The sequence below is a fragment of the Propioniciclava flava genome (assembly GCF_004126535.1).
Classification (GTDB): domain Bacteria; phylum Actinomycetota; class Actinomycetes; order Propionibacteriales; family Propionibacteriaceae; genus Propioniciclava; species Propioniciclava flava.
In genome coordinates this window covers 229,221-248,527 of the sequence record NZ_PPCV01000003.1, presented here as the reverse complement: position 1 = coordinate 248,527, position 19,307 = coordinate 229,221, and the positions used below count along the sequence as shown (strand labels likewise).

Here is a 19,307-nt window from a genome sequence, read left to right as displayed (position 1 = left end):
GTCGCCTACGTCAGTCGTGCCGGACGCGCTGCTCGACGCCGTCCAGGATGAGGTTGAGAGCGCCCATGAACTGTTCGCGCTCGTCGTGATCGGCCAGGACCGGCGCCGTGGCGATCAGGTAGGGCATCGTCTCGTTGCTGCGAGCGGCCAGCGCCAGCATGTGCTCGGAAGTCTGACGCAAAACCTCGGCGCGGTCGGCGCCCGCGCGCTGCGCCGCCGCCGCTCGGGAGGCGCTGGCGCCCATGCCGATGAGGTGGTTGCTGATCGCGGTGGTGGCGTGGAAGGCCTCCAGGGGGGAGAGTCCCGCAGCGAGGAGCAGCGCACCCGTGCGGTCCCAGGCCGCGATGATGGCGAGGTGAGCGCCGGAGGGGGTGATCTGGTTGACGGCCTCCGAGGTGGCCAGCGGTAGCCAGGGGTGATCCCGGACGAGGTCGTACTGCGCGGTGCTGAGGTCGGTGATCTGGGCCCGCCAGCGATCGGGGTCGATGGCGCGCTCGCGATAGCGCGCGATGACGGGGCGCAGGATGTTGGCCGCGCACTGGTCGAGCAGGTCGTCCTTGTCGTCGATGTGCCAGTACAAGGAGGCGACGCCCACGCCCAGCGCGGAGCTGAGTCGCCGCAGGGTGAGGGCGTCGAGGCCTTCCATGTCGAGGATCTCGATGGCCGCGGCGATGATCGCCTCCAGCGACAGCGTGGGCGCGGAACGCCGCGCGCGCCGCTCGCTGGGGCGGCGGGTGCGCCGGGCGCCGGGTGCTGCGGGGTTGTCCGTCACGAGGAGGTCCTTTCCGGGTGGACGGCTCCAGTCTCGAAGTGGGTGTGCTGTCTGAGTCGAACGATGTTCGAGAGTATCGAGCAATGTTCGTCATATCTGCGAAAGGTCACCACCCATGTCCACCACTCCACTGCCCGACGACGCACTCGCGGCGCCCGAGCCTCCCGCGATCGGATCGCGCTGGCCCATGCTCGTCGGCCTCCTCATGGCGACGATGGTCGTCATGCTGGACAACTCGGTGCTCAACGTGGCGCTGCCCAGCATCGGGCGCGAGTTGGAGGCGTCCGCGTCGCAACTGCAATGGATCGTCAGCGCCTACTCCGTCACGTTCGGGGGCCTGCTGCTCACCACCGGGAACCTGGGGGACCGTCTGGGGCGGCGCCGCGTCCTCGTGATGGGCATGGCGGTCATGGCGACCGGATCGGTGCTGGTGCTGGCCACCACCACCGCGACGATGCTCATCGCCGTGCGTGCCCTCATCGGCGTCGGGGCCGCGCTCGTCATGCCAAGCACGCTGTCGCTGCTCTACACCACTTTCGAGGGCGGCGCTCGCCAGAAGGTGATGGGCATCTGGGCCATCGCGGGCATGCTCGGGCAAGGCGGCGGCCCCCTCGTGGCCGGGCTCATCCTGGAGCACGCCGACTGGCGCTGGCTGTTCCTGCTGAACATTCCCGTGGCCCTGATCGGCATCCCGCTCGCATTGGCCACCGTGCGCGAATCCACCTCCCCGACGGTGCTGCTCGGCTTCGGCGTGGTGCTGCTCATCCTCGCCGCCTTCGGGGTGCGCGAAAAGATGGCTCGCTATCCGATGCTGAACCCGCGCCTGGTCCTGCGGCGCGCCTTCGCGATCCCGGCAGCCGTCGAGGCGGCGACCTATGCCGGCATGGCGGGCGCCATGTTCGTCCAGACGCAACTGGTGCAAGGGGTGCTCGGACTGACCCCCGTGCAGGCGGGGCTGGCCCAGCTTCCCGCTCTGGCCGCGGTGATCCTGGTGAACGGGGTCATCACCCGGTTCGCGACGACTCGATCCCCGCGCACCGTCGTCACCACCGGCCTTCTGGTGCTGGCCGTGGGCGCCGGGGTCGTCGCGATCGCTCCCGGATCGCTGATCTGCGTGATCGCGGGCATGGCCGTGCTGATCATCGGCATGCGGATCGCCTTGCCTGCGGCGGCGCTGCTGGTCATCGACGCATTGCCGCGGGAGCGCGCCGGGATGGGGTCGGCGCTCAACGACACCTTCCAGGAAGTGGGGGGAGCGCTTGGCATCGCGATCGTTGGCGCCGTCCTGGCGCAGGGGTACCGCCTGGCCCTGCCGGGCAACGCACCCCAGGTGGTGCGTGAATCCCTCTACGGGATCGCCGCCGAACCCGCCTGGGCGGACGCAGCCCGCTCGGCTTTCCTTCACGGCTCCACGTGGGCGTTCGCGGCGGCGGCGCTCCTCCAGGTCGTCGTCGCGCTCACCGCGTGGATCGCGCTGCGACCCCGCACTGCCCTGCCCGAGGAGGCGAGCGACGCCGCGGAGTTAGCTGTCGAGGGGAGGCTCCAGCGCGAGGAGCCAGTGGCGTAGGAGGGCCGTGAGCGCGTCGCGCTGGCCCGCGTCCAGGGGGGCCAGCAGGCGCCGCTCATTGGCGAGGTGGTGCTCCACCACCTCATCGACGAGCGCGAGGCCGGTGGGGGTGAGGGAAATCCAGCGTCCGCGACCGTCGTCGTCGCACTGTGTGCGGTGAACCAGGCCGCGGGCCTGCAGGCGCGCAATGCGCTTGCTGGTAGCGCCGGTGGTCACCATGGTCGCTTCGGCGAGTGCGCTAGGGGAGAGGGTGAAGGGATCCCCCGCCCGGCGCAGGCTGGCCAAAACGTCGAAGTCCCCTTCGCCGAGGCCGAACTCATTGAAGGTGGCCTCGATCTGGGTGGAGAGGCGCTCGGCGATCCGGTGGAGGCGGCCGAACACTTGCATCGGTGAGGGATCGAGGTCGGGGCGCTGGGTGTGCCACTGGGCGACGATGCGGTCGACGGCGTCCTCGGGTGCCGAAGGGGCGGGCGTCGAGGCGTCTGGTCGGGTCGGCACGACACCAGGGTAGCGATAGCTTCCACGGACGCTACTATTGTTTCCGTGGAAGATAAATCGGCGGGACGTGGCCGCGACGTCGCCCTCACCATCTTCGCCCCGATCGTGTGGGGGACGACCTATCTCGTCACCCAACTGTGGCTACCCCCGCATCGTCCACTGTTCACCGCAGCCATCCGGGCACTGCCCATCGGGGTGGTCATGTTGCTGTGGCGGCGCACCCTTCCGACGGGATCGTGGTGGTGGAAGGCGGCGCTGCTGGGGGTGTGCAACTTCGGATTGTTCTTCGCCTTGCTATTCGTGGGCGCCTACCGGCTCCCCGGTGGCCTCGCGTCCACGTTGCAGGCGACAGGGCCGCTGCTGATCATGGCGATCGCCTGGCTCGTGTTGCGCGAACGGCCCTCCGGCGCGGCGATCCTGGGCGGCATCCTCGGCGTCATCGGGGTGGGCATCCTCGTCCTGCGCGCCGGATTCGTCGTCGATGGGATCGGCGTCGCGGCCGCGCTCGGTTCGGTCGCAGTCAGCAGCCTCGGGTTTGTTCTCATCAAGAAATGGACCCCGCCGGTCGACATGCTGACGTTTACCACCTGGCAACTCGTCGCCGGTGGGCTGTTCCTCACGGTGCTCGCGGCGCTGTTCGAGGGCCCGCCGCCCGAGATCACCGCCGCAGGCTGGCTCGGCTACGCCTGGATCGGTATCGCGGGCACCGGGGTGGCCTACCTGGTCTGGTTCCGTGGACTACGCCGACTCAGCGCCGCCTCCGTCGGGACGCTCGGCCTGGTCAACCCCCTCGTCGCCACCCTCTTGGGGATCACGATCGCCGGGGAAGCGTTCGGTCCTGCCCAGGCGATCGGGGTGGGGGCGGTGCTGGTGGGCGTCCTGCTCGGGCAGCCCGCCGTGGTGGACGCCGCAGCGCACATGCTGGGGCGGCATCGGAGGTAGCGGGGCAACAGCGGCCCCACCGCAGACGCCTCCGACAAGCGTCGCTAGGGTCGGTGCATGGACGACGATGTCACCACCATGCACCCCCGCCCGACACTGACCCGGCCCGACTGGGTGAGCCTTGATGGCGCCTGGCTGTTCGCCGAGGGCACCGTGGGGGACGACCCGCTCACCCTCGCCTATCACCGCACCATCGAGGTGCCGTTCCCGCCCGAGTCGAGCGCCTCGGGGATCGGCGTCGACACCTGCGAAGAGCCGCGCTACCGCCGACGTTTCGCGTGCCAGCCTCAACCGGGCCGCCGCGTCCTTGTGCACTTTGAAGGCGTCGACGACACGGCGCGCGTCTGGGTGGACGGCCAGTGCGTGGGGGAGCATCGTGGCGGGTATACCCCCTTCACGCTCGACATCACCGACGCCCTCTCGGCTGAGGGGGAGCACGACCTGGTCGTCGCAGCGTCCGACCCGGCGACCGACATCGAACTCCCGCGCGGCAAGCAGGCCTGGACGCCTGAGCCGTCCGTCATCTGGTACCGGCGCTCCTCAGGGATCTGGCGCAGCGTGTGGCTCGAAGAAGTCCCCGACACCTTTGTTCGCGAGGCGTCCTGGACGCCGCTGGACGCCCTGGGCACGGTGCAGGGTTCGGTGATGGTGGACGGCTGGCGGCCGGGGCTCACCGTGGAGGCCGCTTTCCGGCTGGGTGACGTGCCGCTGGCCACGGTGGCGGTGGCGGCCACGGATCCCCGCGTCGAGTTCGGCGTCAACCTCGCCTCGGCGCGCACCGTCCTGCCCGAGGAGCTTCAGTGGCAGCCGGGCCGCGGACGCCTCGTGGAGGTGAGCGTGCGCGTCCTGGACGCCGACGGCACCGAGGTGGACGCGGTGGCGTCCTCGTTTGGCGTCCGGACGGTGAGCGTGACACCGGAGTCGGTCCTGATCAACGGGCGCCCCGTCTTCCAGCGGCTGGTCCTGGATCAGGCTTACTGGCCCGCCACGCATTTCACCGCGCCGAGTGAGGCCGAACTGCGCGCCGAGGCCGAACTGATCCGCGATCTGGGGTTTAACGGGCTGCGGATGCATCAGGTCAGTGCCGACCCGCGATTCCTGCGGATCTGCGATGAGTTGGGGTTGATGGTGTGGGCCGACGTGCCCGCCGCCTACCAGTTCACTCCCGACGCGCTGGAGCGCACCACCGAGAACCTCATGGGGATGATCCGGCGTGACCGGAACCATCCCAGCGTCATCGCCTGGGTGCCGTTCAACGAGAGTTGGGGGCTGCCCGACCTGGAAGGCAGCGCCGCCCAGCGGCACGCCGTGGTGGCGCTGCACGCGCTCGCCAAGGCGCTGGATCCGTCACGTCTGGCGTTGGGCAATGACGGCTGGGAGCACGTCGCTGGCGATGCGCTGGCCCTGCACGACTACGACCACGACGCGGACCGGCTCCGGGCCCGCTTCTCGCGCGAAGGGCTGCCCGCCACGGTGACGCGCTGGCGTCCCGGCGGCCATGCCGCCGTCGTGACGCCGCCGGGGGCTCTTCCCCACGACCGCGGCGCAGGCCCGGTGGGGGCGGGGATCGTGGGCGCGCAACCCGTCCTGTTGAGCGAGTTCGGCGGCATCTCCCTGAACGGGAAGGGCGCGGCCTGGGATGGCTACGGAGGCGTCGAAACGCCCGCCGACTTGGTTACGGCGGTGGGTGCGCTGGCGGGGGCGGTCGGCGAGGCCTCCGGGCTGGCCGGGTTCTGTTGGACGCAACTCACCGACACGATGCAGGAGCAAAACGGTCTCGCGTGGCCTGATCGGACGCCGAAGGCGGATCCGGCCGCTCTCCGGGCGGCGATCACCGCGTCCTGAGGTGATGCCAGGAGGCGGGCGCACTAGCGGATGAAGCCGCCTTCGGTGTTGATGACCTGGCCGGTCACCCAGCGACCGTCGTCGCTGACCAGCCACGCGATGAGCCGTGCGGGATCATCGGGTTCGCCCCAGCGCCCGAACGGGAAGCGCCCGGCGAGGCTCGCCCGTAGGTCGTCGTCCACGTAGGAGGCTGAATCGACGGGGCCCGGGTTGACGCAGTTCACGGTGAAGCCGAGTGGCGCCAGTTCGTGCGCGATCGTCGGGGTGATGCCTGCCAGCGCGGCCTTGGCGGCGGCGTAGGAGACCTCGTCGGGCATGGGGCCTAGCTGCTGCCCGGAGGTGAGGAACACGATCCGGCCTCCTGGACGCCCGTCGTGCCCGGCGGCGACCTCTTTGGCCAGCAGCAGCGAACTGCGGGCGTTGACGGCCCAGTGCCCGTCGAGCATGGACGCGGTGGTGGCCAAAAGCGGGCCGTCGCCCCCGGAGCGCGCGTGATTGGCGACCAGGACGTCGACTCGCCCCAGCCGTTCCCGGGCGAACGCGACCACATGGGCGGGGGCATCGGGGTCGGCCAGGTCGGCGCTCACGTCGACGACGCAGCGTTCGCTGAGGAGGTGCTCGCTGACTCCTGCGACGACGGCGTCGATGTCGTCCCCACCCCAGGGCAGGTCAGCGTCGTGGGCGGCGTAGTGCGTGAGCGCAAGGTCGAAGCCGAGGGCGGCGAGGCGGCACGCGATCGCGTAGCCGATGCCGCCGCGTCGCGAGACCCCACTCACGAGGGCAACGCGGCGTTCGGTGAGCGGTTCCGTCATGGGCGCCATCATGCCTGGTCGGCTCAGCAAGGTCGACGCGGTGGGTGGACGCCTGGACGGTGCGGGGCTGGGGCCCTGTAGGCGGAGGCTGTGTCGTGCCGAGGGCTGAGGCGTCCGCGGAGGTGCCGAAATAGAATGCGGGCATGCGTGACGGTGAGCTGATCGGTCAGCGATACCGTCTGCATGCCCGTTTGGGGCGCGGCGGCATGGGGCAGGTGTATCGCGCCACCGATGAGCGGCTACAGCGTGACGTCGCCGTCAAGCTGGTCGACCTTTCTCAGACGACCGACACCACGGTCGCGGCCCGGTTCCATCGCGAGGCCTTGGCGACCGCGCAACTGAACCATCCCGGGATCGTCACGATCTTCGACGCCGGAACCGAGAACCGGATCGCTTACCTCGTCATGGAGTTGCTGCCCGGCGCAACGCTCGCCGAGGTGCTGCGCGCCGACGGGCCCCTCAGCGAGCACCGCGCCGTCCTGCTGGCCCGCAAGGTTGCCGACGCGTTGGTCGCGACCCGCGCCATCGGCGTGGTGCACCGCGACATCAAGCCCGCCAACATCATGGTGAACGGTGACGACGCCACCCTTCTCGACTTCGGCATCGCCTTGGCCCAGTTGGACGCCGACATGCACCTCACCGCTCCGGCCACCACCCTGGGGACTGCCGCCTACATGTCTCCCGAGCAGGCGATGGGGTTGCGCGCCACCGCTGCGTCGGACGTCTACGCCCTCGGAGGCGTCCTCATCGCGATGCTGACCGGGCGGCCGCCTTACTCGGGTGACAACGCCATTCAGGTGGCCAATCGCCACCTCAACGACCCCGTTCCCCGAGTGCGCGACCTGCGTCCGGGTGTCTCGGGGGCCCTGGCGGATCTGATCGAACGCATGATGGCCAAGGACGCGAACGCCCGCCCGGATACGGCCATCGTGGCGTCGGGGCTGGCGCATCTGGAGGCCAACCGGGAGGCTGAGTCGACCCGTGTCGTTCCCGCGTCCACCGGCGCCCCTGCGGTCACGCCGCGTCCGGCTCTCACCGGCGGCCTGACCAGTCAGGCCGCCCCGACGGCGGTTCTGCCCGGGCCCGCACTGGCCGGAGCGGGCGGGTCGGCGCGCGCCGGATCCGCAGTCGCTCAGGCGACCCGGATCGAGCCGATCCCCGTGTCCCCGCGGGTTGATCCGGCGGCGGGTACCGCCATGCCTTCGGCCTTCGCCTTTTCCGGTGAGGGCGCGCCCGCGGTCGCCACGGGCGATGCCCCCGGCTTGGCGGCTGAGGGGTCTCGCTCGGTCGCGTGGCTTGGCACTGCGGCGAAGGGGATCGGGGTGACCCTTGCGGCGATCCTCCTGTTCACGGTGACCTTCCTGCTCGGGAGTTCGATGGTTCCCTCGGCTGTGGGGACAACGACGGAATCCTTCACCCCGCGGCTCCCCACGATCGCGCCCCCCAGCAGCGTCCCGGACGCGCTGACCGCAGGCGCGACGAAAGCCCTCCTCGAGGCGAGTCTGTCGGGCGTCGACACCGCCTTGGAGGCCCTGCCCAACCAAGGCGGGGACGCCGTCACCACGCTCCGCAAACAGTGGGCAAGCGCGGCATCTCAGATCCGTTCCGGCGACGACGCGGCGGCAGCACTGGCCACGTTCACCCGGAAACTCGACCAGGCCGTCGGCAACGGGGATCTGGGCGCTCTGGAGGCCAGCGGTCTTCGGTTCGCGCTGTCGGCCGTCCGCGTCCAGATCTGACTCGAGCGGGCCCTGATCTGACTCGAGCGCGCCCTGATCGCTAGCCGCAGAGCGCGGCGCTCCGCGCGGGGACCCTTGAAGGCGCGCTCGGAGCCACACGCTCCTCGCCTCGCTGCTCCCCGCACTCATCGCCAGCCGCCGCGACCCGGTGCAGGAGCTCCGGGTGCCCTGACGAGCGGTGAGAGCCGTGGCGCGGGGGGTGCGCGAGTAGGTTGGGACGCATGACGATCTCCGCCGCCAATCCGCTTGCCGAACGCTCCCATTTGCCCTTCCAGCTTCCCGATTTCGCGGCCCTGACCGCTGTGGAGTACCGCGAAGCGCTGTTCGCCGGGATGGATCAGCAGCGTGAGGCGTTAGCGGCGTTGGCGGCCGACGACCGACCCGCGACCGTCGAGAACGTGCTGCACGCCTGGGAAGCGTCCGGCGCGCTGCTGGAGCGCACCCTCTTGGCGTTCTCGGCGGTGTGGATGGCGAACAGCACCCCGGAACTCGACGCCCTGCATGAGGAATCCAGCCCGAAACTGGCTCAGCATTCCGATGCGATCTGGCTGGATCGCGCCCTCTATGAGCGGTTCCTCGCGTTGCAGGCGCGCGCCGAGACGGGCGAGGTCACCCTCGACGCGGAGGACGCCTACCTCCTCAGCGAAACCCTGGCGTCCTTCACCCGGGCGGGCGTCGCCCTCGATGAGGCCGATCAGGCACAGCTTCGTGCTCTGAACACCGAACTGGCTGAACTGGGGACGCAGTTCCAGCGCGTCAACCGGGAGGCGCGCGTCGCCGGGGCCATCGTGGTCACCGATGTCGCCGAACTGGACGGCCTCAGCGAGGAAGAAATCGCCGCCATCGATGCCGGGGACGGCACCTGGCGGATCGAACTGGTCAACACCTCCCAGCAGCCGTTGATGGCCAAGCTGCACCACCGCGGCCTGCGGCAGCGGTGGTACGAGGCGTCCATCACCCGTGGGCTCGGCGGTGAGCACGACGCTCGGGGCATCATCGCCGCGATCGCCCGGGCCCGCTCACAGAAGGCGACGCTGCTGGGGTATGAGAACTTCGCGGCGCTGCGCATCTCCTCGGGGTGCGCCAAGACGACGGACGCGGTCAACGCGCTCATGGGGCCGCTCGGCCGGGCCGCCCGGGCGCAAGCCGACGCGGACGCAACCACCCTGGCCGCGCGCTTCGCCACGCTCGAACCGGGCGCCGAGTTCGCCCCCTGGGATTGGGAGTACGTCGCCGAGGTTGTCCGCGCGGAACAGTTCGGTATCGATGAGGCGGAACTGGCTCCCTACCTCGACGTGCACCACGTCCTGGAAGCGGTCTACGTGGCCGCCCACGACCTGTACGGCATCACCTTCGAGCCGCGCCCCGACCTGGTCGGTCACACCCCGGACGCTGACGTGTACGAGGTGCGCGACGCCGACGGCAGCCCGATCGGCCTGTTCTGCATGGACTTCTGGGCCCGCCCCACCAAGCAGGGCGGCGCATGGATGACGTCGCTGGTCAACGAGACGACCGTGTTCAAGTCGCTCCCGGTGGTCACCAACAACTGCAACTACACCCCGGCGACGACGACGATCACGTGGGATGGCGTCCACACGATGTTCCACGAGTTCGGGCACGCCCTGCACGGACTGTTCGCCACCACGAAGTACCCGTCGCTGTCGGGCACGTCGACGCCGCGCGACTTCGTCGAGTTCCCCTCCCAGGTCAACGAGTTCTGGGCGATGGTGCCCGACCGGGTGCTGCCCGCGAACCTGCTCGCCAAGCTGGAGGCGGCGTCCTCGTTCAATCAGGGCTTCGGAACCCTGGAGATCATGGCGGCGACGCTGCTCGACCAGGCGTGGCACCAGACACCACTGGCCGAGTTGCCCACCAGCGCGGAGGAGGTCGAAGCGTTCGAGCAGCGGGCGCTCGCCGCATGGGGTGTTGATTCCGCCCTCGTCCCGCCGCGCTACCGCTCGGCCTACTTCAACCACATTTGGGGCTCGGGCTACGCGGCCGGCTACTACGGCTACACCTGGGCGCAGGTGATGGACGCCGACGCCGTCGCCTGGTTCACCGAGAACGGCGGTGGAACGCGGGAGAACGGCGACTACTTCCGGCGCACCCTGCTCGCGCCCGGCGGCTCGGTCGACCCGTTGGAGACCTACCGCGCGTTCCGGGGCCGCGACCCCGAGTTGGGGCCTTTGTTGGAGCGGCTCGGTCTTCACCTGTGAGGGGTGCGCCTGGCCTGGCAGCGTGAGCGTCGGGTCAGGCGCCGCTCAGGTCGAGTGGCGCGACGGGGGGAAGGTTCGCGCAGTCGTGCGGGGACAGGGGCCGCCCGTCGGGTCCGGCGCATGAGCCTGCAATGAGGAGCAGGCAGTTGTGGGCCGCGAGCGTCCACGGCGTCCCGTGCGTGTCCACCAGCACGGGGCTTTGACCAGCCAACTGTTCGAGAATGTTGCGCGAGGACAAGGCGTTGAACGCCCAGCTGATGGCCGCCACGTCGACCCCAGGATGGGGCCGGAGGCCGTAGGTCACCATGAGCCCCTCGTAGATCGGCACATACAGTTCCAAGACCTCGCGACGATAGGCGTTCAGCGCCTGGCGAACAGGCGGGTAGTCCGGCCACAGCGTCTGCAGGGCCTCCGCCACCCGAAGGGTGCGCGAGGTCGTCGCGGCCCGATTCGCCTCGTCGATCAGGAAGCGGATCACGCCTCCCAGCGGTCCCTTCGCCAACTCGACGAGTGGGGCAGCGAGCGGGGAGGCGGGCGAGGCGAAGCGCGCGGGACGCAGGACGTAGTTGATGACGTCGTTGTACCAGTCGGAGGCCAGCGGCCAGCGCCGCAGCATCTGATGTTGGCTCATCCCCAAGACGCTCTCCACGAACGGTTGGTGTCCCAGCGCGCCCGACAACGTGCGGGGGATCGTGGGCCTGCCCTCGTCGTCGATGCGGCCGTCGTCGAGCAGCCGATCGGCGAGGTAGTTGGACGCTTCGGCCAGCATGTACTGGGTGACGGGGTTCTGCGGACCGTTGGCACCCTGCCGGGTCGCGATCGTGACAGCACAGGGCGCAGGTCCTCGATGACGATGTGCCCGCGCAGGCGGGGCTTGGAGCCGCCCTTGTCCTGGATCCACAAGGGCACCTCTTGGCCCGGTTGCGCCTCGATGATCCTCTGCACCGCCCTAGTGCGCCCGATAACAGCGTATAAATCGATGCGGTATCGATAACGATGGGCTGGCTCTGCAGGGGGTGCGCCGTGGTGCGCGATCAGCACTCCACGACGTTGACGGCCAGGCCCCCTTGGGCGGTCTCCTTGTACTTGGCCTGCATGTCCCGCCCTGTCTCGCGCATCGTGGCGATGACGTTGTCCAGGCTCACGATGTGCGAGCCGTCCCCGCGCAGCGCGGTCCGCGCGGCTGCGACTGCCTTGACCGACGCGATCGCGTTGCGTTCGATGCACGGGATCTGCACCAAACCCCCCACGGGATCGCAGGTCAGGCCCAGGTTGTGCTCCATACCGATCTCGGCGGCGTTCTCGACTTGCTCCGGCGTCCCGCCGAGGACGGCAGCTAAGCCCGCGGCCGCCATGGAGCAGGCTGAGCCCACCTCGCCCTGACAGCCCACCTCAGCCCCCGAGATGGACGCGGTGTTCTTGAAGATCATCCCGATGGCGGCCGCAGTCAGCAGGAAGGTCGCCACACCCTTGTCGTCTGCTCCGGGCACGAAGTGCCAGTAGTAGTGCAGGACGGCCGGGACGATCCCCGCCGCGCCGTTGGTGGGTGCGGTGACGACGCGCCCCCCGGCAGCGTTCTCCTCGTTGACCGCGAGCGCATAGAACGTGATCCAGTCCAGCCCACGCAGCGGGTCGGTGCTGTCGCCTTCGGCGAGGAGCTTGGCGTGCAGGGTAGGTGCCCGCCGCAGGACGCGCAGGCCGCCGGGGAGGCGCCCCTCCGTCTCGGCCCCGTTGCGGACGCACTCCTGCATCACCGCCCAGATCTCGGCCAGCCCCGCCCTGATCTCCGCCTCGGGACGCATGGCGCGTTCATTCTCCAGCGCCACCCGGGCGATCGACAGACCGGTCCGGTCGCAGATCGCCATCAGGTCGGACGCCGTCCAGTACGGGTAGGGCACGTCGGCGGCGTCGGGGACGACAGGATCGGAAGCCGCCGCGTCGCCGGTGATGACGAAGCCACCCCCCACCGAGTAGTACGTCTCGCTGGCGATCGCAGAACCGTCCGCGTCAACGGCGGACAAGATCAGACCGTTGGGGTGTGCCGGTAGTTCGACCGATCCGTCGAGCAGCAGGTCGGTCGCCGGGTCGAAGTCGATGCGATGACGCCCACCGAGCAGCAGCGTCCGATCGGTGTAGGTGGCCCGGACAACGTCGGCGACCCGCCTCGGATCCACCGTCTCAGGGCGTTCACCGAGCAACCCCAAGATCACCGCATTGTCGGTGCCATGCCCGCGGCCGGTCGCGCCCAGGGAGCCGTACAACCGGCATTGGACGCGCGCGACGGCGTCGAGGCGGTCCCCCAGAAGATCGAGGAAAAGCCCCGCGGCGCGCATCGGACCGACCGTGTGGGACGAGGAGGGCCCGATCCCGACGGAAAACAGATCGAAGACGCTCAGGGCCATGCTCGAAGCCTAGTCGCGCGATCCTCCCGGAGCACGGCTCTGAGGGGGATCCCCTGCACCGACGGGAGGAGGAGGATCGAGCCGTCGAGCCGATGTGAGAGGGGCGCCCGCACGCGAACCTTGAAGCATGATTCTTGCAGCCCTCCTCATCGTTCTCGTCGTCGCACTCGTCGTCGCCATGGCGATCGCCCCGCTCGTCACCGAATCCTGAGCGTGACGCTCGCATCGCCCACCACAGCTCACGTCTCCCCGTCTGGTGGACGCCCGTGCCACGGCGCGCGCCGTCGTGCGATGCCCCGCTTCACCCGTGTCGGTCACTACCCTCACTCGTAGAGGGTGCATGAAGAGACGGCATCGTAGAGTCGGCCTCACCCGAACCGAGTAGTTCGGGTCGGCTCGGCTTCGATCCCGTCAGCGCCGTCCCGGTCAGTCCGGGGCGGCGCTTCGGTCCCCCCGTGGGATCGGTCTGCCGGGGTGGCTCGCCCTCCGGTTAGCCGGGAGTAGTGGCGCTCCACATCCTCCCGGTGGGGCGCTTCCTATCCCGTTCGATAGTGGTAGGCGTGGTGCTCACTGAAGCCCAGGCGCCGGTACAGCCGATGGGCCGGGTTGTTGACGAGCACCTGTAACGCCACCTGGGTGGCGCCTGATTCCGAGGCCTTGCAGCACAACGCTTCAAGCAGGTCGGCACCGACTCCCTGATTGCGCCGGTCCGGCTCCACCTCCAGATCAGTGACGACTCCACATCCTTCGACCACCGCCAACCGACCCCAGCCCACGGCGGCGCCCCCGACGCACAATGTCGCGTACAGCGCGGGCGTGGCCGTCTGCTCGGCGGCCCGGTCACGGTCAGTCGTCGACGGGGGAGCATCCGACCACTCCACCTCCACGTCCGGGAGAGCTGCAGGGCGCTGCCGTCCGAGGAGAGGGGCCCCGGCGGACGCGTCGAGGACCGCAGACCGTGTCATGACCCAGGCTGATGACGACGCTGCCCAGCCCCGACGCGCGCATGCCGCGTCCACCTCTCGATGCGCGCAGTCCGCGATCTGCAGCCGGGGACACAACCCTCGTGCCCGATACCACGACACGACCGCATCCAGGGCGTCCTCGTGCGGGCGTCCCGGATCGCCGAGCACGAGCGCGGAGTTGGCCCGCGAGGTGACGCCCCGCCCAGCTCGGAGAAGCCAGTCACCGACCTGGTCGCGCTCCAGGCCCGGCCAGGTGAGGGCCAGGATGCGTTCGAGGTGTTCCACCGTCATGTGCCCATCCTCGGGAGTGAACGTGCGGGGCGCTCAGTTGCGGGCCGAGGCTTCTGCCGGCAGTTTGTCAGCCGCTGCTTCTAGCGTGTGGCTCATGACTCTCTCCCTCAGCATGGTGACCTTCGACTCTGCCGACCCCGAACCACTGGCCCGCTGGTGGTCCGAACGTCTCGGTGCTGCGGTCGTCGAGGGCAACGACGGCTTCTTCTACGTCCTCGACACTGAACCGCGCGTGGCCGTGCAGAAGGTGGAGGATCCGACCCCAGGGAAGAACCGCATCCACCTGGATCTGACCGCTGCCGATCTTGACGCGGCACGTGACGAAGCCATCGCAGCGGGCGCCACCCTGGTCGGCGAGCACACCTACAGCGACTTCCGCTGGTTTGTGCTGGCCGACCCCCAGGGCAATCAGTTCTGCATCGCGCAGCACTGAGCGGTGCCCGACGGTTGACTGACGGCGCGGGGCGCTCGTTGCCTCGTTCAGGTCAGCGACGGAGACGCAAACCTTGGGGGACCTGGTGGAACCCCGCCCGTTGCAGCGCAGCGACGAAGGGGGCGCGCGAGCCGAGGGCCTGTTCACCGTCCACACGCTCCACGGTGAGGCCGGAGAGGCGTCCCGCATGCACCAGGTCCGCCAGCGTGGACGCGGCGCGCTGAAGGGCATCGGCGTCCCGCGACCACGTCAACGCGGTGCGCCCGCCACGTTCCAGGTAGACGATCAGTTCGCCCGCGTCCATGACGACCAAGGCGCCAGCTTTACGGCCAGGGCGATGCTCACCGGCATCCGGCCACGGCAACGCGGCACCATACGGGTTGGCCGGATCGGTGGCGGCGAGCACCAAGGCCTCGGGCGCGCGAGCCCGGCCGGTCGTCTCGCTGGATCCCACCGCCCGCAGCCGGTCGATCGCGCCCGTGGTCGCGAACTGGGCCGCCCCCAGCCCCTCCACGAAATAGCCGCGCCGCAACCGGCCAGCATCCTCCGATGCCGAGAACACCTTGTAGACGCCCGCGAAACCACCGTCGATACCCTCGGCTTGCACCGATCCGCGCGTGACGATGCCGTAGCGGTCCAGCAGCAACTCCGAGGTGAGCACCAACCGCTCCTCGGTGGGGACTGTGCCGGCGGGCAAGGCCGACCACCGCCCGCCGACGCTGCGGGGGCCATCCGTGCGCGTCGTGCGCGGCAGGCGCGGACGCCCCCCGTAACGCCCGCGGGGGGCACTCGCACGCGTCCGATGCGTCGGCGTCGCACCGCCGCCCAGCCGGACGCGAACCGGGGCGAGAGTGTCGTTGGTGACCCAGCCCTTCCACGCCAGCGCCCACAGCGCCTCAGCGACGTCGTGACCGGCGGGATCTTCCAGCGCCGAAGCCAGCGGGCCGAAGAAGGAAGCCCCATCCGCGCGCAGGGCCTCCAACAGCGCCACCTCGATCTCGCCGTCGGGTTCACCCACAGGGGCGCCCAGGGCACCCAGGTCGGCTGGCCACAGGCTGATCCAGCCGTCGGACGCCGTCAGCGCCCCCTCCCCACGCCAGGTGAGCTCACCGGCCGCGCACAACTCATCCAGCAGCGCGGGAGCGTAATCCGGGACGCGCGCGGGCAGAATCAGCGTCTCCCAGGCCGAGGCCGGCAGGGGAACTCCCGCGAGTTGCTCGACGGCCCGCAGGACGCCGTCCACCCCGCGATAGCGCCCACCCACGCCCTGCCACGACGGCACGAAGCGGGCAAAAGCCGTTGCTTCAACGGGCTCGACCTCCGCCCGCAACGCCGCCACCGAGCGGCGACGGATGATGCGCAAGACGCCCGGATCGACCCATTCTCGAGTGTTGCCGTCGGCGGCGGTGCCGTTGCTGCGCTGCCAGCCGAACGGGGAGAAATCCCCAGCCACCACCCGACCGTCGGCGGCCAGCGTGGCGTAGGTCGACTCGACGACGAACCGGCCCAGCCCCAGCCGGACGGCGACATCCTCACTCGTGAACGGCCCATGCGTCCGCGCGTAGCGCACGAGGAGGTCGGCGAGCGGGTCGGCGACCGGTTCGGTGAAGGCCTGCGGTAACCCGCCAGGCAAGGCGACGCCGAGAGCATCCCGGACGCGGCCTGCATCCTCGGCGGCCACCCACCAAAGCGGCGTCGCGGTCGCGGCGCTTGAGGCGAGGCCGTCGCGGGAGACGGTGGAGAACACGCGCCGGGACGCCTCCAACTCGGCCAGCCAGGCGGGGACCGCCAACGGATCGGCCGACCGGGCGGCCAGTTCGCTGGGCGAGAGCGGACCCAGGACGCGCAGCACATCGTGCAGTTCGTCGGCGTCGCGCGCTCGGCGTCCCGCTTCCAGATGCTGCAACTCGGACTCGGTGCGGGTGAGGGCGTCGGGATCGAGCAGGTCGCGCAGGCTCAACCCCTCGGAGGTCCCCAGGAGTTCAGCGAGCAGATCCGGGTCGAGCGACAAGGCGGCGGCGCGACGCTCGGCCAACGGCGAATCGCCTTCGTACAGGTAGTGGGCGACGTAGCCGAACAGCAGGCTCGACGCGAAGGGGCTCGGCGTGGGGGTGGTGACCTCGACCACGGACACCTCGCGGGCTCGCACGCCACCCATGAGGTCGACCAACCCGGGCAGGTCGAACACGTCTTGGAGGCACTCGCGTACCGCCTCCAAGACGATGGGGAAGCCCGGGTACTGGCTGGCCACCTCCAACAGCTGCGCCGAGCGTTGTCGCTGCTGCCACAAGGCCTGACGCTTGCCTGGGCGCCGGTTCGGGAGCAGTAGCGCCCGTCCCGCGCATTCCCGGAAGCGGGCCGCGAACAGCGCTGATCCGCCCAACTCGTCGGTGACCACGGCACGCACCTCGTCGGGGTCGAGCAGGATCAGGTCCAGGAGGTCGGCGGGCAGGTCGGAGCCCAAGCCGCCGTCCGCGTCGGGATCGCCCAGGTAGGGCAGGCGCAGCACGATGCCGTCGTCGGCGTGCATGGTGGAGGCGTCGACGCCGAACCGCTCGCGTAGCCGGGCCCCGATCGCCAGCGCCCATGGGGCGTGGACGCGCGCCCCGAACGGGCTATGGATCACGATCCGCCAATCGCCCAACTCGTCGGTGAAGCGCTCCACCACCACCGTCGTATCGGTGGGTAGCGCCCCGGTCGCCTCGCGTTGCTCGGTGAGATAACCCAGGAGGTTGTCGGCAGCCCAGGCGTCCAGGCCCGAGGACGCCAACCGCTCACGGGCGGCCTTGGGCGGGAGAGCGCTCACTTCGCGGATGAATCCGCCGACCGCCGCGCCTAGTTCGGCCGGACGCCCCAGGGTGTCACCCTTCCAAAACGGCAGGCGCGCCGCCTGGCCTGGGGCGGGGGTGACGAGCACCTGATCGTGGGTGATGTCTTCGATGCGCCAGGTCGAGGTGCCCAGTGTGATGACGTCCCCGACGCGGGATTCGTACACCATCTCCTCGTCGAGTTCCCCGACGCGACGGCCGGGGCCGTCCCCGGCGATGAACACCCCGAACAGGCCGCGGTCGGGGATGGTTCCCCCGGACGTGACGGCGATCCGCTGGGCGCCGCGGCGGCCGCTCAGGGTGCCGGTGAGCCGGTCCCAGACGAGGCGGGGACGCAGTTCGGCGAACTCTTCGCTCGGATAGCGCCCGGCCAGCATGTCGAGAACGGCTTCCAGCACGCCCCGGGTGAGGGTCGCGAAGGGGGCGGCGCGCCGCAGGACGGTCTCCAGGTCGTCGACGGTCCAGTCGTCGAGGGCCACCATGGCGACGATCTGCTGGGCCAGGACGTCGAGGGGGTTGGCCGGGACGGCGAGGGCTTCGATGGCGCCTTCGCGCATCCGTTCGACGATGACGGTGCTGGCCACCAGATCCCCGCGGAACTTGGGGAAGAACACCCCTTCGGAGGTGGCCCCCACCTGGTGCCCGGCGCGTCCGACGCGCTGCAGACCCGAAGCCACCGACGGGGGTGCCTCAACCTGGACGACCAGATCGACGGCGCCCATGTCGATGCCGAGTTCGAGGCTGGAGGTCGCCACGACGGCGGGCAAACGCCCCTGTTTGAGGGCTTCTTCGGTGTGGGCGCGCTGCTCGTGGGAGACGGAGCCGTGGTGGGCGCGGGCGATCTCGACGGGGGCGTCCGCGGCATAGGAGGTGGTGCCATAGCCGGTCGAGTGCGGGGGAGGGGCCATCTGGTCGGTGTGCGCCCGTGGGTCGAGGCCGGTGGCGCGCTGGCTGGCGATCTCATTGAGCCGGGTCGTGAGCGTCTCGGCCAGGCGGCGCGAGTTGGCGAACACCAGCGTGGAGCGATGCGTCTGGATCAGGTCGACGATCCGCTCCTCGACGTGGGGCCAGATGGAGGGACGCTTCGCCTCCCCATCCTCGTTGGGTTCGGCGGCCAGGGCTGCCATGTCGGGGACTGGTACCTGGACGGCGAGGTCCCATTGCTTGGCAGCGGGTGGATCGACGAGGGTAACGGGACGCCCCCCGGCCAGGAAACGGGCGACCTCGTCGAGCGGGCGCACGGTCGCGGACAGCCCGATGCGTTGCGCGGGGGTGACGAGGAGGGCGTCCAGTCGTTCGAGGGTGAGGGCCAGATGGGCGCCGCGCTTGGTTCCTGCGACGGCGTGCACCTCGTCGAGGATCACCGTCTCCACGCCCCGCAGCGCCTCGCGTGCCTGCGAGGTGAGGAGCAGGTAGAGCGATTCTGGCGTGGTGATGAGGATGTCGTCGGGCTGGCGTGCGAAGCGTCGCCGCTGGTCGGCGGGGGTGTCACCCGAGCGGACGCCGACGCTCACGTCAGGGCGGGGCAGGCCAAGCCTGTCGGCGGCGTGTCCAATGCCCAAGAGGGGGGCCCGGAGGTTTTTCTGTACGTCGACGGCGAGTGCCTTGAGCGGCGAGATGTAGATGACGCGGCAGCGACGCATCGTCTCGGGTTGAGGCTCGGTGGCCAGTCGGTCGATCGCCCACAAGAAAGCGGCCAGCGTCTTGCCGGATCCGGTGGGGGCGACCACGAGAGTGTGGTGTCCGGCGGCGATGGCGTCCCAGGCCCCCGCCTGCGCCGGGGTTGGGGAGGTGAAGTTCCCGGTGAACCAGGCGCGGGTGGCCTCGGAGAACCGCGCGGGCACCCCGCTCGAATCGGTGCGGTTCAGTTCATCGTCGGGCACGGGTCCAGGGTGCCATTGGACGCCAACGTCGGGGAGTCATGGGTCCTGCATCGGGAGGATCCCATCGAGGGGATCGTGCCTACCCGGGGAATCATATACACCCCCATAGCGTCG

At 70.0% G+C, this 19,307-nt stretch carries 13 protein-coding genes; 6 read left to right on the top strand and 7 right to left on the bottom strand.

Going from position 1 to position 19,307, the window contains the following annotated elements:
- Positions 1 to 10: 10 nt before the first annotated feature.
- Positions 11 to 772 carry a TetR family transcriptional regulator gene (locus C1706_RS05840; RefSeq protein ID WP_129458282.1) on the bottom strand — a complete coding sequence of 254 codons (762 nt, stop codon included), beginning with the start codon at positions 770 to 772 and terminating at the stop codon, positions 11 to 13.
- Between the two features lie 115 nt (positions 773 to 887).
- On the opposite strand from C1706_RS05840, the gene C1706_RS05835 reads away from it, so the two are divergent.
- Positions 888 to 2,339, top strand: a complete 1,452-nt coding sequence (locus C1706_RS05835) for an MFS transporter (protein ID WP_129458281.1) — start codon at positions 888 to 890, stop codon at positions 2,337 to 2,339.
- Here C1706_RS05835 and C1706_RS05830 read toward each other — a convergent pair.
- Complete coding sequence (locus C1706_RS05830; protein WP_241653457.1) at positions 2,295 to 2,837, bottom strand: MarR family winged helix-turn-helix transcriptional regulator; 543 nt, start codon at positions 2,835 to 2,837, stop codon at positions 2,295 to 2,297. The two genes, C1706_RS05835 and C1706_RS05830, sit on opposite strands and share 45 nt — an antisense overlap.
- Before the next feature lie 45 nt (positions 2,838 to 2,882).
- Between C1706_RS05830 and C1706_RS05825 the strand changes: the two genes are divergently transcribed.
- Together C1706_RS05825 and C1706_RS05820 are read left to right on the top strand one after the other, a co-directional pair.
- A complete protein-coding gene (locus C1706_RS05825; protein ID WP_129458280.1) occupies positions 2,883 to 3,779 on the top strand; it encodes an EamA family transporter in 897 nt (298 codons plus the stop codon).
- A gap of 57 nt (positions 3,780 to 3,836) precedes the next feature.
- Entirely contained in the window at positions 3,837 to 5,624 is a 1,788-nt protein-coding gene (locus C1706_RS05820; RefSeq protein WP_129458279.1) for a glycoside hydrolase family 2 TIM barrel-domain containing protein, read from the top strand.
- A 23-nt stretch (positions 5,625 to 5,647) separates the two neighbouring features.
- Here the strand turns inward: C1706_RS05820 and C1706_RS05815 are convergent, their stop codons facing one another.
- Positions 5,648 to 6,436 (bottom strand): SDR family oxidoreductase, encoded by a 789-nt coding sequence (locus tag C1706_RS05815; protein ID WP_241653456.1) that lies wholly within the window; start codon positions 6,434 to 6,436, stop codon positions 5,648 to 5,650.
- A 143-nt stretch (positions 6,437 to 6,579) separates the two neighbouring features.
- Between C1706_RS05815 and C1706_RS05810 the strand changes: the two genes are divergently transcribed.
- Together C1706_RS05810 and C1706_RS05805 are read left to right on the top strand one after the other, a co-directional pair.
- Positions 6,580 to 8,175: a serine/threonine-protein kinase gene (locus C1706_RS05810; protein WP_129458277.1), complete on the top strand. Its 1,596-nt coding sequence runs from the start codon at positions 6,580 to 6,582 to the stop codon at positions 8,173 to 8,175.
- 221 nt (positions 8,176 to 8,396) lie between these two features.
- Positions 8,397 to 10,391, top strand: coding sequence for a M3 family metallopeptidase (locus tag C1706_RS05805; protein ID WP_129458276.1), 1,995 nt, complete (start codon positions 8,397 to 8,399; stop codon positions 10,389 to 10,391).
- Positions 10,392 to 10,425: 34 nt separating this feature from the next.
- On the opposite strand, the gene C1706_RS05800 is transcribed toward C1706_RS05805, so the two are convergent.
- The 3 genes from C1706_RS05800 to C1706_RS14560 all read right to left on the bottom strand — a co-directional run bounded on the left by C1706_RS05800 (position 10,426) and on the right by C1706_RS14560 (position 14,049).
- Entirely contained in the window at positions 10,426 to 11,292 is an 867-nt protein-coding gene (locus C1706_RS05800) for a hypothetical protein (protein WP_129458275.1), read from the bottom strand.
- Positions 11,293 to 11,425: 133 nt separating this feature from the next.
- Entirely contained in the window at positions 11,426 to 12,793 is a 1,368-nt protein-coding gene (locus C1706_RS05795; protein WP_129458274.1) for an L-serine ammonia-lyase, read from the bottom strand.
- 536 nt (positions 12,794 to 13,329) lie between these two features.
- Positions 13,330 to 14,049 carry a GNAT family N-acetyltransferase gene (locus C1706_RS14560; protein WP_129458273.1) on the bottom strand — a complete coding sequence of 240 codons (720 nt, stop codon included), beginning with the start codon at positions 14,047 to 14,049 and terminating at the stop codon, positions 13,330 to 13,332.
- A gap of 94 nt (positions 14,050 to 14,143) precedes the next feature.
- Between C1706_RS14560 and C1706_RS05785 the strand changes: the two genes are divergently transcribed.
- The gene (locus tag C1706_RS05785; protein ID WP_129458272.1) at positions 14,144 to 14,482 is read left to right on the top strand and encodes a VOC family protein; all 339 of its coding nucleotides are present in this window, start codon (positions 14,144 to 14,146) and stop codon (positions 14,480 to 14,482) included.
- Between the two features lie 52 nt (positions 14,483 to 14,534).
- Here C1706_RS05785 and C1706_RS05780 read toward each other — a convergent pair whose 3' ends face one another.
- Positions 14,535 to 19,193 (bottom strand): ATP-dependent helicase, encoded by a 4,659-nt coding sequence (locus tag C1706_RS05780; protein ID WP_129458271.1) that lies wholly within the window; start codon positions 19,191 to 19,193, stop codon positions 14,535 to 14,537.
- Between the last annotated feature and the right edge of the window lie 114 nt (positions 19,194 to 19,307).